The sequence below is a fragment of the Kitasatospora mediocidica KCTC 9733 genome (genome assembly GCF_000744225.1).
GTDB classification, from domain to species: domain Bacteria; phylum Actinomycetota; class Actinomycetes; order Streptomycetales; family Streptomycetaceae; genus Kitasatospora; species Kitasatospora mediocidica.
This window is the reverse complement of the sequence record NZ_JQLN01000005.1, coordinates 2,609,818-2,624,547: the sequence shown is the minus strand read 5'-3', so window position 1 is coordinate 2,624,547 and position 14,730 is coordinate 2,609,818. Positions and strand designations below refer to the sequence as shown.

The 14,730-nt window shown below is 71.1% G+C and carries 11 protein-coding genes; 3 read left to right on the top strand and 8 right to left on the bottom strand.

Features of this window, described 5'->3' with window-relative positions:
* The first annotated feature begins 53 nt into the window (after positions 1–53).
* Positions 54–1,346: an MFS transporter gene (locus tag BS80_RS25825; RefSeq protein WP_035801010.1), complete on the top strand. Its 1,293-nt coding sequence runs from the start codon at positions 54–56 to the stop codon at positions 1,344–1,346.
* A 315-nt stretch (positions 1,347–1,661) separates the two neighbouring features.
* Here the strand turns inward: BS80_RS25825 and BS80_RS42025 are convergent, their stop codons facing one another.
* The 8 genes from BS80_RS42025 to BS80_RS25785 all read right to left on the bottom strand — a co-directional run bounded on the left by BS80_RS42025 (position 1,662) and on the right by BS80_RS25785 (position 11,213).
* A complete protein-coding gene (locus BS80_RS42025) occupies positions 1,662–1,943 on the bottom strand; it encodes a hypothetical protein (RefSeq protein ID WP_035801008.1) in 282 nt (93 codons plus the stop codon).
* A 255-nt stretch (positions 1,944–2,198) separates the two neighbouring features.
* On the bottom strand, positions 2,199–3,476 hold the full coding sequence (locus BS80_RS25815) for a thymidine phosphorylase (RefSeq protein ID WP_035801006.1): 1,278 nt from the start codon (positions 3,474–3,476) through the stop codon (positions 2,199–2,201).
* Between the two features lie 125 nt (positions 3,477–3,601).
* Positions 3,602–3,994 (bottom strand): cytidine deaminase, encoded by a 393-nt coding sequence (locus tag BS80_RS25810; protein WP_035801004.1) that lies wholly within the window; start codon positions 3,992–3,994, stop codon positions 3,602–3,604.
* Positions 3,991–5,274 (bottom strand): ABC transporter permease, encoded by a 1,284-nt coding sequence (locus BS80_RS25805; RefSeq protein ID WP_051967053.1) that lies wholly within the window; start codon positions 5,272–5,274, stop codon positions 3,991–3,993. The genes BS80_RS25810 and BS80_RS25805 overlap by 4 nt, the downstream gene beginning before the upstream one ends.
* Positions 5,271–6,425, bottom strand: coding sequence for an ABC transporter permease (locus BS80_RS25800; protein ID WP_051967051.1), 1,155 nt, complete (start codon positions 6,423–6,425; stop codon positions 5,271–5,273). Before BS80_RS25800 ends, BS80_RS25805 begins: the two co-directional genes overlap by 4 nt.
* Before the next feature lie 5 nt (positions 6,426–6,430).
* The gene (locus BS80_RS25795) at positions 6,431–7,972 is read right to left on the bottom strand and encodes an ABC transporter ATP-binding protein (protein ID WP_051967209.1); all 1,542 of its coding nucleotides are present in this window, start codon (positions 7,970–7,972) and stop codon (positions 6,431–6,433) included.
* 388 nt (positions 7,973–8,360) lie between these two features.
* Positions 8,361–9,425 carry a BMP family lipoprotein gene (locus BS80_RS25790; protein WP_035801002.1) on the bottom strand — a complete coding sequence of 355 codons (1,065 nt, stop codon included), beginning with the start codon at positions 9,423–9,425 and terminating at the stop codon, positions 8,361–8,363.
* A 465-nt stretch (positions 9,426–9,890) separates the two neighbouring features.
* Positions 9,891–11,213: an amidohydrolase gene (locus BS80_RS25785; RefSeq protein ID WP_232246598.1), complete on the bottom strand. Its 1,323-nt coding sequence runs from the start codon at positions 11,211–11,213 to the stop codon at positions 9,891–9,893.
* A 541-nt stretch (positions 11,214–11,754) separates the two neighbouring features.
* Between BS80_RS25785 and BS80_RS25780 the strand changes: the two genes are divergently transcribed.
* Positions 11,755–13,827 carry a S53 family peptidase gene (locus BS80_RS25780; protein ID WP_157536567.1) on the top strand — a complete coding sequence of 691 codons (2,073 nt, stop codon included), beginning with the start codon at positions 11,755–11,757 and terminating at the stop codon, positions 13,825–13,827.
* A 143-nt stretch (positions 13,828–13,970) separates the two neighbouring features.
* On the top strand, positions 13,971–14,717 hold the full coding sequence (locus tag BS80_RS25775) for an SDR family oxidoreductase (RefSeq protein ID WP_035800993.1): 747 nt from the start codon (positions 13,971–13,973) through the stop codon (positions 14,715–14,717).
* The last annotated feature ends 13 nt before the right edge of the window (positions 14,718–14,730 follow it).

The following is a 14,730-nucleotide window of genomic DNA, read 5'->3' as shown; positions in this document are numbered from 1 at the left end:
TCCGCCATCGATGTATTGGACGCATCAGAAGAGCCGGGTCTAGCGTCAGTGGCATGTCTCCCGCCAGTACCGGGGCAGCCACTGCTACCGCCGTGGATGCCCTGTCCCTGCCGTCCACCACCACCGACCGACGACTGCGCCCCGGCTCGCGCGCCTTCCGGCGCTCCAACCTCGCGCTGTTCGCCGCCGGCATCGCCACCTTCGTCCTGCTGTACTCCACCCAGGGCCTGCTGCCGCTGCTCTCCAGCAGCCTGAACCTCACTCCCGGACAAGCCAGTTGGACGGCCTCGGCGGCCACCCTCGGACTCGCCCTGGCGCTGCTCCCGGCCAGCGCGCTCTCCGACCGGTACGGGCGCACCGCCGTGATGACCTGGTCGGTGGTCGCCGCCTCGCTGATCGCGCTGGCCCTGCCGTTCGCCCCCGGACTCGGCGCACTGGTCGCCCTGCGGGTGCTCCAGGGCGCCGCGCTGGCCGGCCTGCCGGCCACCGCGATGGCCTACCTGGCCGAGGAGGTCCACCCGAGCGCGCTGGCCTCCGCCATGGGCCTGTACGTGGCCGGGAACAGCATCGGCGGGATGGGCGGGCGCCTGGTCTCCGGCTGGGCCGGCGCCGCCTGGGGCTGGCGCTGGGGACTGGCCGTCTCCGCGCTGCTGGCCCTGCTCGCCGCCGCCGCGTTCCGGCTGCTGATCCCCGCCGCCCAGCACTTCCGGCGCACCCCCGTGGACGCCCGCGCCCTGGCCGGCACGGTCTCCGCGCACCTGCGCAACCCGCTGCTGCTGCGGCTGTACGCGCTCGGCATGCTCTTCATGGCGGTCTTCGGCGCGGTCTACAACACGGTGGGCTTCCGGCTGATCGCCGCACCCTTCGACCTGCCGCAGTCGGTCGCCGCCTCGATCTTCGTGGTCTACCTGGTCGGCACCGCCTCCTCGGCCGGCGCCGGCCGCCTGGTCGCCCGCCTCGGCCGACGCGGCGCGCTCTACGTAGCGATCGGCCTGACCACGGCCGGGCTGCTGCTCTCGCTGGCCGAATCGCTGCTCTGCGCCCTGCTCGGCCTGGTCCTGATCACCGCGGGCTTCTTCGCCGGCCACGCCACCGCGTCCTCCTCCGTCGGCCGCACCGCCCAGCACGGCCGCGCCCAGGCCTCCGCGCTGTACCTGATCGCCTACTACCTCGGCAACAGCCTCGGCGGCACCATCGGCGCCGACGCCTACCACGCGGTCGGCTGGTCCGGCTCGGCCACCGTCGGCCTGACGGCGATGGCCCTGGCGGCGGGCGTGACGCTCTACGCGACCCGGCGCGCGATCGTGAGCCGGCGACTCTCACCCACGGCTCCCCTGCGCACATGAGCACCGATCCGGCGGTGTACGCCAGACTCCGCGCCATCGCCGACCGCCTGCCAGAGCTTCCCGGCGCGGGAAAAGTCGAAATCGCCGACGTTGGGATCGTCCTGACCCCCTCGCCGGTCCGGCACCACGAGCTGGCCGTCCTCCGGATCGCCCGCCAGCTGAACGCCCAGCCGCCGAAGACCCGCCCCGGCCACTCAGCGCCGCAGGGTCAGGGCCAGGAGGATGGCGAGGATGGCGGGAGCCCCGGCGAGGGAGACGGCCGAGTTCAACTCCGCAGCGGAGGCGGCCGCCTGGCGACGCTGGAAGTTCACCGGGTCAGCTCGATCCAACGGACGTCGACCGCCCACTCGACGCCCCCGCGCGCGCGGGGCGGAGGTAGATCAGCGGACCGATCTGCTCCATGAAGACGCCGGGGCGGCCGTTGAGCGCGTCGTGGACCAACTCCCCCACCCGGGAGAGCGTGTAGCAGTCGCCCGGCGGACGGGCACCGGGCGGCGGAGTGAGCACGGGGTACGGCGACACCAGGCGGAGGGCGGCCTCCTCCACGATCTGGTGCTGCGCCATGCCGGCCCGGTCCGCCACTTCGAGCCGCGACAAGCCCAGCTCGGTACGCCGGTCGTAGAGGGCCTGCGGGAGTGGTTCACCGCAGCTCCTCCTTCGCGATCGCCCGCCTGGACTCCCCGACCCATGCGCGCCGGGCCTCCTCGATCTCCCCTCGAACTGCTCGCCCAGCGCTGTGTTTTCAGTCGCCATGCCCCCACGATGCCACGGACGATGCGACAGGCGGGACGCACAACGCCGCGCCCTCCCCCCCAGGGTGGGCGCGGCGTCGGTTCGGCCGGCGGATCCGGGTTACGCGATGCGGTCCAGGATGATCGGCGCCGGGGTGAACTCCGTGCCCGCCGGGGCGACCTCGATGCCGCCGGTCAGGGCGGCCAGCGCGTAGTCGTAGCGCTCGGGGGTGTCGGTGTGCAGGGTCAGCAGGGGCTGGCCGGCCACCACCGTGTCGCCGGGCTTGGCGTGCATCTCGACGCCCGCGCCGGCCTGCACCGGGTCCTCCTTGCGGGCGCGGCCGGCACCCAGGCGCCAGGCGCAGACGCCGACCGCGTACGCGTCCAGCGCGGTGAGCACGCCGGAGGCGGGGGCAGTGACGATGTGCTGCTCGCGGGCGACCGGGAGCGGGGCGTCCACGTCGCCGCCCTGGGCGCTGATCATGCGGCGCCAGTGGTCCATGGCGGAGCCGTCCTTGAGCGCCTCGGCCGGGTCCTTGCCGTGCACGCCGGCGGCCGCGAGCATCTCGCGGGCCAGCGCCACGGTCAGCTCGACGACGTCGGCCGGGCCGCCGCCGGCCAGCACCTCCACCGACTCGCGCACCTCCAGCGCGTTGCCGGCGGTCAGGCCGAGCGGGGTGGACATGTCGGTCAGCAGCGCCACGGTGTTGACGCCGGCGCCGCGGCCCAGGCCCACCATGGTGCGGGCGAGTTCGCGGGCGTCGTCCAGGTTCTTCATGAAGGCGCCGGAGCCGACCTTGACGTCCAGGACCAGCGCGCCGGTGCCCTCGGCGATCTTCTTCGACATGATCGAGCTGGCGATCAGCGGGATCGCCTCGACCGTGCCGGTGACGTCGCGCAGCGCGTAGAGCTTCTTGTCGGCGGGGGCCAGGCCGTCGCCCGCCGCGCAGATGACCGCACCGGCGGAGTGCAGCACGTGCATCATCTCGTCGTTGCTGAGCAGCGCACGCCAGCCGGGGATGGACTCCAGCTTGTCCAGGGTGCCGCCGGTGTGGCCCAGGCCCCGGCCGGAGAGCTGCGGGACGGCCGCGCCGCAGGCGGCGACCAGCGGAGCCAGCGGCAGCGTGATCTTGTCGCCGACGCCACCGGTGGAGTGCTTGTCGGAGGTCGGGACGCCGAGCGCGGAGAAGTCCATCCGGACGCCGGAGCGGATCATCGCGTCGGTCCAGCGGCTGATCTCGCGCAGGTTCATCCCGTTCAGCAGGATGGCCATCGCCAGCGCGGACATCTGCTCGTCGGCCACCTCACCACTGGTGTAGGCGTCGATCACCCAGTCGATCTGATCATCGGTCAGTTCGTGGCGGTCACGCTTGGCCCGGATGACGGAGATGGCGTCCATGAGGTGCTCCTGATGGGGACGGAAAAGGAAAGACGCGGGGGCGGCCACTGCTCAGGGCCGCCCCCGCGTCACTCTACGCGCGTCGCTCTACGCGCGTCACTACCAACACGGTCACAACCGTGCAGTCACAACCGCTCCGGACCGAACGCGTCCGGCAGGACCTCCGTCATGGGCTTGATCCCCGACGGCAGATCCACCAGCAGCTCGGGCCCGCCGTGCTCGTAGAGCAGCTGGCGGCAGCGCCCGCAGGGCATCAGCAGCTCGCCCGCGCCGTCGCAGCAGGTGAAGGCGACCAGCCGGCCGCCACCGCCCGCGTGCAGCGCCGAGACCAGCCCGCACTCGGCGCACAGCGCCAGCCCGTACGAGGCGTTCTCCACGTTGCAGCCGGTCACCACGCGCCCGTCGTCGACCAGCGCGGCCGCGCCGACCGGGAACTTGCTGTACGGGGCGTACGCCCGGGACATCGCGTCCCGGGCCGCCTCGCGCAGCTTCTCCCAGTCGGGAGCCGGGGCCGTCACTTGCCCTGCCCCTTGCGGTAGATCTGCCCGTCGGCCTTCGGCGGCCGCAGCCGCTGCGCGGACAGCGCCAGCACGACGAGCGTGATCACGTACGGCGTGGTCACGATCAGCGGGCGCGGCACGGCGTCCGAGGCCGCGTACCAGACGAACAAGCCGACCGCCGCGGCCAGGCTGACCGCTGCGGGGACCAGCTTGCGCCGGTAGCCGTGCCAGGCCGCCAGCAGCGTCATCACGATCGCGACGACCAGCAGCAGGACGTGCACCGAGCCCGGGTCGCGCAGCTGCAGGCTGTCGGTGAAGCCGAACAGACCGGCGCCGACGGCCAGGCCGCCCGGCATCCAGTTGCCGAAGATCATCGCTGCGAGGCCGATGAAGCCGCGGCCGCCGGTCTGGCCGTCCCGGAAGACGTTCGAGGCGACCATGGACAGGTACGCCCCGCCGAGGCCCGCGAAGCCGCCGGAGGCGATCACCGCGATGTACTTGTACTTGTAGACGTTCACGCCCAGCGACTCGGCCGCGATCGGGTTCTCACCGCAGGAGCGCAGCCGCAGGCCGAAGGTGGTGCGCCAGAGCAGGAAGTAGCTCGCGACCAGCAGCGCGGCCGCCAGCAGCGTCACCACCGAGAGGTTGGTGACCAGGCCGCCGATCACGCCCGCGATGTCCGAGACGAGGAACCAGTGGTGCTTCTCGATGCTCGCCAGCCCGCTGGAGAGCCCGGGGATGGTGATGGACGGCAGCGAGTTGGTCGGCGGGGACTGCGAGGCACCGGCGCCGGCCGAGACGTAGTCCGGGAAGTAGATCCGGTTGATGTACAGGCAGATGCCCGGGATCAGCAGGTTGATACCGACACCGGAGACGATGTGGTCCACGCCGAAGCCGACCGTGATCACCGCGTGCAGCAGGCCGCCGGCCGCGCCGGCCGCGATACCGGCCAGCAGGCCGACCCAGGGGTTGACCAGGTAGCCGGTCCAGGCGCCGGCGAAGGTGCCGGCGACCATCATGCCTTCGAGGCCGATGTTGACCACGCCGGCCCGCTCCGCCCAGAGGCCGCCCAGACCGGCCATGCCGATCGGGACCGCTGCGCCGAGCGCGGCGGCGATCTGGCCGGCCGAGGTCAGACTGTGGTTGCCGGTCGCCGCGCCCACTGCCGAGAAGAGCAGCAGAGCGCCGGCGATCAGCAGCAGCAGGACGGGCAGCGAGAGCTTGGGGATGGCAACGCGCTTACCCAGCGGGGCGGTTACGTGATCAAGGTACTTCGACTGGTCAGTCTTGCCGCTCATGCCGCGACCTCCTTCTTCTCGGCCGAGGCAGCCTGCGCCGCGAGCTGTGCGCCGACCCGCTGCTGCTGGCGCTTGAGGCCGTAGCGGCGCACCAGCTCGTAGGCGACGACGACGCAGATGACGATGGTGCCCTGCATGACGTTGACGATCTCCGGCGGGAAGTTCCCCTGCAGCGGCAGCATCACGGCGGTGGTGTCCAGGAAGGACCACAGCAGCGCGGCGAAGCCGATCCCGATCGGGGTGTTGCGGCCGAGCAGCGCGATCGCGATACCGGTGAAGCCGAGACCCGGCTGGAAGTTCTGGCCGAAGTAGTGCGAGTCGGTCAGCAGGTCGGGCATGCCGATCAGACCGGCCAGCGCACCGGAGACGCACATGCTGGTCAGGATCATGCGCTTGACGTTCACGCCGCTGGCGGACGCGGCCGACTCGGAGCGGCCGGTGGCGCGCAGGTCGAAGCCGAACCGGGTGCGGCTGAGCGTCAGCTGGAACGCCACGCCGACGACCACCGCGAGGATGACGAAGCCGTAGAGCGAACCGCCCTGCGTGGTGATCGTGAAGAAGTTGCTGCTGGCGGCCATCGTCTTGGTCTGGATGCTGTTGCTGACCCCGCCGGCGTTGCCCGGCGCGAAGATGCCGGGCACCAGCAGCACGCCGATCACGCCGGTGGCGATGGCGTTCAGCATGATCGTGGAGATGACCTCGCTGACGCCGCGGGTCACCTTGAGGATGCCCGCGATGGCGGCCCAGAGCCCGCCGACCAGCATCGCGACGATCAGCAGCAGCGGGATCTCGATGAACGAGGGCAGGTTCACCGCGCCGCCGACGTACGCGGCGAACAGCGCCGCGAGCCGGTACTGGCCGTCCGCGCCGATGTTGAACAGGTTCATCCGGAAGCCGAAGGCCACCGCCACACCGGCGAGGTAGTAGGTGGTCGCCTTGTTGAGGATCTTCACCTGGCCGTCGGAGGCCGAGGCGAAGTTCGTCATGATGTGGAACGCGTCGATCGGGTTCTTGCCGGACGTGGCCAGCAGCACCGAGCAGATCAGCACCGAGATGACGATGGCGAGCACCGGCGCGGCGAGCGCCAGGATCAGCCGCTCGCGGTCGATCCGCTGCAGGAACCCGCGCTTGGCGGGTTGGGTCGTGGTCATGTGGGTCACTCCCCCGCCTGCGCGTCGTCCGCAGGGGTGTCGGTGGTGTCGGTGTCCCCGAGCGGGGTGTCGGACCGGCCGAGGTCCTGGTCGGCGATCACGGCGGCCTCGGCCAGCGCGCTCTCGTCGGACTCGATGTGCCCGCGCGCGGCGCCGGTCATCGCGGTGCCGAGGTCCTCGGCGGTCACGGTGGCCGGGTCGGCGTCGGCGACCAGCTTGCCGCGGTAGATCACCCGGATGGCGTCGGACAGGCCGATCAGCTCGTCCAGGTCGGCCGAGATCAGCAGGACGGCCAGGCCCTCGCGCTGCGCGGAGCGGATCTGCTCCCAGATCTGCGCCTGCGCGCCGACGTCGACGCCGCGGGTGGGGTGCGCGGCGATCAGCAGCTTCGGCTGGTGGCTCATCTCGCGGCCGATGATCAGCTTCTGCTGGTTGCCGCCGGAGAGCGAGGCCGCGGTGACCTCGATGCCGGGGGTGCGGACGTCGTACTCCTGGACGATCCGCTGGGTGTCCTGGCGGGCGGCGGCCGGGTCGAGCCGGAAGCCCTTGGAGTTCGGCGCCTCGGTGACGTGGCCCAGGATCCGGTTCTCCCAGAGCGGGGCCTCCAGCAGCAGGCCGTGCCGGTGGCGGTCCTCGGGGATGTAGCCGATGCCGGCCTCGCGGCGGGCCCGGGTGAGCTCGCGGGTCACGTCGGTGCCGTCGAGCGTCACGGTGCCGGCGTCAAGCGCCAGCATGCCCATGATGGCCTCGACCAGTTCGGCCTGGCCGTTGCCCTCGACGCCCGCGATGCCGAGGATCTCGCCCTTGTGGATGGTGAGCGAGATGTCGTCCAGGACGACGCGCTCGATGCCCTCGGCGTCGGCCTTGGCGATCCGCAGCGAGTCGACCTTGAGCATCTCGACGTCGGTGACGGTGCTCTCGCGGCTCTGCGGCGACGGCAGCTCGCTGCCGACCATCAGCTCGGCGAGCTCGCGGGCGGTCACCTGCTTGGGGTCGGCGTCGCCGACCGTGGTGCCGCGGCGGATCACGGTGATCGCGTCGGCGACCGACAGCACCTCGTGCAGCTTGTGCGAGATGAAGATGACCGTGACGCCCTCGGACTTGAGCTCGCGCAGGTTGCCGAAGAGCGCGTCGACCTCCTGCGGGACCAGCACGGCGGTCGGCTCGTCAAGGATCAGGATCCGGGCGCCGCGGTAGAGCACCTTGAGGATCTCGACCCGCTGGCGCTCGGCCACGCCGAGGTCCTCGACCAGGGCGTCCGGGCGGACGTTCAGCCCGTACTGGTCGGAGATCTCCTTGATCTTCGCCTTGGCCTTGGCGCCGATGCCGTACAGGCTCTCGCCGCCCAGGACGACGTTCTCCAGCACGGTGAAGTTGTCGGCCAGCATGAAGTGCTGGTGGACCATGCCGATGCCGCGCGCGATGGCGTCACCGGGGGTGTTGAACTCCACCTGCTCACCGTTGACGGCGATGGTGCCCTCGTCGGGGCGCTGCATCCCGTAGAGGATCTTCATCAGCGTCGACTTGCCGGCGCCGTTCTCGCCCATCAGGGCGTGCACGGTGCCGCTGCGGACGGTGATGTCGATGTCGTGGTTGGCCACGACTCCGGGGAAGCGCTTGGTGATGCCGCGCAGTTCGACGGCCGCGGTCGCCGTCCCCACGCTGGGGCTACCCCCCTTGCTGAGGGAGGGTTCGGAAGCGGTGATGGCGATCTCCTGGGGGTGAGCAGGCGCATCGTTGCGCTGGGGAGGCCGAGGTTCTGCGACGGGCGCTGTGGGGCGCCGGGGCCCTCGGGGATGCGGGCGGACCGCCTCGAACGGCGTTCCAACCCCTCCGGGGGATGGCAGGGGCCCGGTGGAGTGCGCTCACGCGCGACCCACCGGGCCCCTCCCCTTGCTTGTCTTGCCTACGTGCTTGCTACTGCGGTGCGGCTGATCAGCCGGCCGGCGGAGCGGTCGGGACGGTGGTCGCACCCGAGGTGATCTGCTGGGTGGCGGCGTCCAGCTTCGCCTTGATGTCGTCGATGTGGCCGCCGGTGGTGGCCAGGCCGACACCGCCCGACTTGAGGTCGAAGCGCTGCACGCCGGTGAGCGGCGCGTTGTTCTTGATGCTCTGGATGTACGAGTACACCGCGGTGTTCACGTTCTTGAGCGCCGAGGTCAGGATCGAGCCCTGGTACTTCGCCAGCGCCGGCTGCTTGGCCTGGTCGGTGTCGACACCGATCACCCAGGCGCCCTGCTTGGCCGCGACGGCCTGGATCGCACCGGTACCGGAGGCACCCGCCGCCGCGTAGATGACGTCGTCACCCTTGTCGAGCTGGCCCTGGGCGGCTTCCTTGCCCTTGGCCGGGTCGCTGAAGCCGCTGAAGTCCGGCGGGGTGGTCAGGTAGGTCACGTCGACGCTGATGCTCTGGTCGACGGAGGCGACGCCCGCGCGGTAGCCGGCCTCGAACTTCTTGATCAGCTCGGACTGCACACCGCCGATGAAGCCGACGTGCTTGGTCTTGGTCTTGCTGGCGGCGGCGATGCCGGCCAGGTACGAGCTCTGCTGCTCGGTGAACTCCAGCGAGGTGACGTTGGTCGGCTGGGTCGGCGAGTCGGAGTCGATGATCGCGAACTTGACGTTCGGGTGCTCCTTGGCGACCTTCTCGACCGCGGTCTGGTAGACGAAGCCCACCGCGACGATCGGGTTGTAACCGGCGGTGACCAGGGTCTCCAGGCGGGTCTGCTTGTCGGAGTCCGCCTCACCGGTCTTGGCCTCGGCCTCGGTGGTCTGGATCCCGAAGTCGGCCTTGGCCTTGTCGAGACCGGCAGCCGCCGAGTCGTTGAAGCCCTGGTCGCCACGGCCGCCGACGTCGTAGGCCATGCCGACCTTGATGCCGGAGCCGCCGGAGGAACCAGCGGTGGTGGTGTCGCTGCTCTTTGCGCCGCAAGCGGCGAGCGAGGCAATGCCCAGGGAACCCGTGAGCACAACCGCGGCGAGCTTTACTGTACGGCGCAAGGGAGTATCTCCTTCTCACACACCCGTTTGGCGTGGTCGGACGCCACCGTAACGCGCGTAGAACACGGTTGGGTTACGGGCCGCCGGGCCATTCGGGTTGTTATCAAACCGTGGCGCTTCGGCCCACCAAACTAGGACATATCCCCATGGCTGACCAATCGGCCCGGTTCCGGGGCATCCCGACCCACCCCTGACGGCCTCCGCCCCGCCGCACCGGCGGGCCCCCGCCGGTGCGGCGCGCTCCCCCTTCCGCCCGGGCATCCACCCCCACGCACCCCGGGTGGCATTCGCTCCGAGCTCCGAACGGGAATTCCGCGACGCCCGCCCGACACCCCTATTCCTGACGCCTTGGCAGACATGTTCGCGACAGCGCACTCTACCAAGTCGGCCATTCTGACAATCGGTCACCCGGGAGAAGGGGGAAGCCCACCGCGAAAACAGATGACACCGAATCAGATCCGGCGCCTAGACCTGGGCGTGTTCCAGCGCGAGCGAGGCGAAGAGTTCGACACCGACGGCGATCGCCCGCTCGTCCACGTCGAACCGCCCCTGGTGGAGGTCACGCACCGCGGTCTCGTCCGGGGCCCGGACGCCGAGCCGGGCCAGCGCGCCCGGCGCGTGCTCCAGGTACCAGGAGAAATCCTCGCCCCCCAGGCTCTGTTCCGTCTCCTCCACCACTTCTTCACCACCGCCGCCGAACTGACGGATCATCGCCTTTTCCAACTGCGCGATTGAGACAGCCTCGTTGACCACCGGCGGCACACCGCGGTGGTAGTCCAGGCTCCACTTCGCCCGCCCGGTTTCGGCCATCTTGGCGATCAGCTCGTGCAGCACGTCCGGCGCCTCGCGCCAGCCGGGAAGCTCCAGGCAGCGCACGGTGCCCTCCAGCTCGGCGTGCTGCGGGATCACGTTGGGCGCGGAGCCCGCGGCGATCCGCCCCCAGACCAGGCTGACGCCCCAGCGCGGGTCCATCCGGCGGGACATCGCGCCGGGCAGGTCGGCGGCGAGCCGGGCGATCACGGTCACCAGGTCGGTGGTCAGGTGCGGGCGGGCGGTGTGCCCGCCGGGGCCGTCCAGGCTCAGCACCAGACGGTCGCAGGCCGAGGTGATCGCGCCGACCTTCAGGCCGACCTTGCCGACCTCCACCTTGGGGTCGCAGTGCACCGCGAAGATCCGGCCGACCCCGGCCATCCCGTCCGCCTTGATCACGTCCAGCGCCCCGCCGGGCATGACCTCCTCGGCGGGCTGGAAGATCAGCCGCACCGGCTGCCGCAGCTTGCCCGCACGCATCGCGTCCGCCAGCACCAGCGCGGTGCCGAGCGCGATGGAGGTGTGCACGTCGTGGCCGCAGGCGTGCGCCCGGCCGGGCACCGTCGAGCGGTACGGGACGTCGGTCTTGGCGTCGTCGATCGGCAGGGCGTCGATGTCCGCGCGGAAGGCCAGCAGCTTGGTGCCGGCCGGGGTACCGGGCGGGACGAGGTCGACGATCAGACCGGTGCCGCCGGGCAGCACCCGGGGGCTCAGACCGGCCAGGACCAGGCGGTCGACGAGCAGGCCCGTGGTGCGGAACTCCTGGCGGCCGAGCTCCGGGTGACTGTGCAGGTCGCGTCGGAAGGCGATCAGCTCCGCGTCGTACGTCCGGACCTCCGCGCGCAGCGCGCGGACGTCGAAGCCCGGCCGGCCGAGGACGGCCGGGCGGCGGTCGGCGCCGCCCTCCGGCATCGGCCTGCGGTCGGCGGCGGGACGTTCCTGCGGGGTCGCCTGCTCGGCGGGCTGAGGATGGTTCACCTCAACAAGGATATGGCCGCGGCTGGAGTTTGGCCTGACTTCCGCAGAAGAAGTACCCGGATTGGCGCATAGTGAGCCAGAGGGTGGGTATGACATCTCGTTTCGGCCGCCTTCCCCGATGCCGCCGCCGTGGGCGATGAACCTGTGCAACGACCAGCTCGCCCGCAGGTCACGTCACCGCGCCGGAGCCCCCGCGGGCGCCCTCGTCCGCCAGACACGGCCTAGCACGGTGCCAGCACGGACGACTACCACCATGCGACTGGAAGATCACCTCCATGTGGCGGCAGTGTTGCCGGTTCCGGACGCAAAGGTCATGTGCAGGTAAAAGATTCAGACGAAGTCTTGAGGTTCGACCGTCCGAGCGAATAGACAACGACCACACAGGCAGCGTTTCGCGCCCACCGAACCCCCCGTCAGGGGCGTGTTCTGGCGGGGCGATCCGCCATGCCCGCGTCCGGTCGCCTTACAAGGCGATCCCGAAACGCTGTCAACATCCCTGCACCGCAGGCGATGTGGCCCGTCATGAGAGTGGGGAACCCACGTGCCAGCAGCTGTTCGCAGCCGGCTCTCCCGGATAGCAGTGGCGGCTCCGGCCGCTGCCGCGCTCGTTCTGGGGACGTTCGCCGTCGCCAATCCCGCGATGGCGGCCGACCAGAGCGTCGCCAAGGAGCTCGTAGGCTCCAGCCCCGCCTGGGCCACCTCGCAGGCCGACGCCGGTGCGGTGCCTGACAGCACCCCGGCGACCGCCCGCATCTACCTCGCCGGCCAGGACCCGAAGGCGCTCGCCGCCCTCGCGCAGGCCGTGTCGGACGAGAACTCCCCGCAGTACGGCCAGTACCTCTCCGCCGCGGACGCCAAGGCGAAGTTCGACGCCAGCGACGCGCAGGTCAAGGCCGTCACCGCCTGGCTGACCGGCGCCGGCCTGAAGGTCACCTCGACCACCACGCACTACGTCGAGGTCTCCGGCCCGACCGGTGCGCTGGCCAAGGCGCTCGGCACCCAGTTCCACAACTTCCGTACCGCGACCGGGGTCCGCCGGGCCCCGGCGAAGAACGCCGTCGTCCCGGCCGCCGTCGCCGACGACGTCCTCGCGGTCGGCAACCTGGTCGACGACCCGTCCCAGAAGGCCTCCTCGGACGCCGTCTCGGTCGCCGCCGCCGACGCCAAGGCCGAGAACGCGGCCACCGCCGCCGCCCGCGCCGCCGCCCCGGACGTCGCCGCCCCCGACAAGAAGGCGCCGGCCACGCTGCCGACCGTGCCGACCTGCTCGGCCGACGGCTACGACTCGGACATCGCCAAGGGCGCCCCGGCCGGCTACGAGAAGAACGAGCCGTTCGCGCCCTGCGCCTACGTGCCGAGCCAGCTGCGCAAGGCGTACGGCGTGACCGACTCGAAGGTGTCCGGCAAGGGCGCCACCGTGGCGATCATCGACGCGTACGGCTTCGCCAGCATGCAGGCCGACGCCAACACCTTCGCGACCGCCCACGGCGACAAGCCGTTCGCGCCCGGTCAGTACAAGGAGGTCGTGACTCCCGCCCAGTGGAACAGCCAGGCCGACTGTGGTGACTGGTCGGGCGAGGAGGCGCTGGACGTCGAGATGGTGCACGGCCTCGCGCCGGACGCCAACGTCGTCTACGTCGGTGCCAACTCCTGCCAGGACGCCGACCTGGACGCCGCGCTGGCGAACATCGTCGACAACCACCTGGCCGATGTCGTCTCCAACTCCTGGGGCGAGATCATGCACGGCAAGAGCGGCGACATCGACCCGGCCGTGGTCGCGGCCGACAACCAGATCTTCCAGCTCGGCGCCGTCGAGGGCATCGGGTTCACGGTCTCGGCCGGCGACTGCGGCGACAACTCGCCGGGTGCCGCGGCCACCGGCGTGAACTGCCAGGCCGACACCAACCAGGCGCAGGCCCAGTGGCCGTCCTCCTCCCCGTGGGTCACCGCGGTCGGCGGCACCGCCCTGGAGCTGATGAACAAGAAGGGCGCCTACGCCGACGAGGTCAGCATGGGTGACCAGCGCTCGGTGCTCTCGGCCGACCAGAAGTCCTGGACCCCGATGCCCGGCGCGTTCTACTTCGGTGGTGGCGGCGGCGTCTCGGCCGACTTCGCGCAGCCGTGGTACCAGAAGGACGTCGTCCCGGACTCGATCTCCAAGGTGGCCGCGAACGGCACCAAGTCGGCGACCCCGCTGCGCGCCACCCCGGACATCGCGATGAGCGGTGACCTGGTGGCCTCGACCCTGGTCGGCTACACCCCGGCCGGCGGCGCCTACAGCGAGGGCGGCTACGGCGGCACCTCGGTCTCCTCCCCGGAGACCGCGGCCATGCTGGCCAACGCCATCCAGGAGCGCGGCGGCAAGGCGATCGGCTTCGCCAACCCGGCGCTCTACAACCGGGCCAACAACGACAGCATCTACAACGACGTCGACGACAACCCGAACCACGGCAAGCTCGGCAACGTCGTGGACCTCGGCATGGTCGGCGGCGCGCTGAAGGTCCGCCTGTACAAGATCGGCTCGGACTTCGGCCTGCGGGCCGGCGAGGGCTACGACACCGCGACCGGTCTCGGCAGCCCGGGCATGGGCTTCCTGAAGTCGTTCAAGCACTGAACCGACTGCGGTACTGACTGAACGGGCGGGGCCCGGAGTCCACTGGACTCCGGGCCCCGCCCGCGTTTCCGGGCCCGCGTCTGGCACGGCTGCGATGATGACCTCGCACGCACGACGGACAGTGGAACAGAAGGGCTGGCGACATGGGGACCGAGCAGCAGAAGGTGGCCGTGGTCACCGGGGCGAGTAGCGGGATCGGCGCGGCGACCGCACGGCGGCTCGCCGCCGAGGGCTTCTCGGTGGTCCTGACCGCCCGCCGCACCGACCGGATCGAGGCGCTGGCCAAGGAGATCGGCGGCCGGGCGCACACCCTGGACGTCACCGACCGCGCGGCCGTGGACGCCTTCGCCGCCACGCTGGACCAGGTGGACATCCTGGTCAACAACGCCGGCGGGGCGATCGGCGCCGAGTCGGTGGAGAAGGGCGACCCGGCCGACTGGCTGGCGATGTACCAGGTCAACGTGCTCGGCGTGCTGAACGTGACGCAGGCCCTGCTGCCGGCCCTGCGGGCGAGCGGCGACGGCACCGTGCTGATCCTCTCCTCGACCGCCGGGCTGGCCGCCTACGAGGGCGGCGGCGGCTACGTGGCCGCCAAGCACGCGACCCACACCATCGCCGCGACGCTCCGCCTCGAACTGGTCGGCGAGCCGATCCGGGTGATCGAGATCGCCCCCGGCATGGTCAAGTCGGAGGGCTTCGCGGTGACCAGGTTCCGCGGCGACGAGGCGAAGGCGGAGGCCGTCTACGCCGGGGTGTCGCACCCGCTCACCTCGGAGGACATCGCGGACACGGTGGCCTGGGCGGTCACCCGTCCGTCGCACGTGAACATCGACCTGCTGGTGGTCCGGCCGCGGGCGCAGGCCTCGAACTACAAGGTGCACCGGGACTGACACCCCGGATCCG

Coding starts and splice junctions, on each gene's coding strand:
- BS80_RS25795 (WP_051967209.1), bottom strand. CDS start 7,972: ATGGGCGAGAACGGCGCCGGCAAGTCGACGCTGATGAAGATCCTCTAC.
- BS80_RS25800 (WP_051967051.1), bottom strand. CDS start 6,425: ATGACCACGACCCAACCCGCCAAGCGCGGGTTCCTGCAGCGGATCGAC.
- BS80_RS25805 (WP_051967053.1), bottom strand. CDS start 5,274: ATGAGCGGCAAGACTGACCAGTCGAAGTACCTTGATCACGTAACCGCC.
- BS80_RS25815 (WP_035801006.1), bottom strand. CDS start 3,476: ATGGACGCCATCTCCGTCATCCGGGCCAAGCGTGACCGCCACGAACTG.
- BS80_RS25825 (WP_035801010.1), top strand. CDS start 54: ATGTCTCCCGCCAGTACCGGGGCAGCCACTGCTACCGCCGTGGATGCC.
- BS80_RS25775 (WP_035800993.1), top strand. CDS start 13,971: ATGGGGACCGAGCAGCAGAAGGTGGCCGTGGTCACCGGGGCGAGTAGC.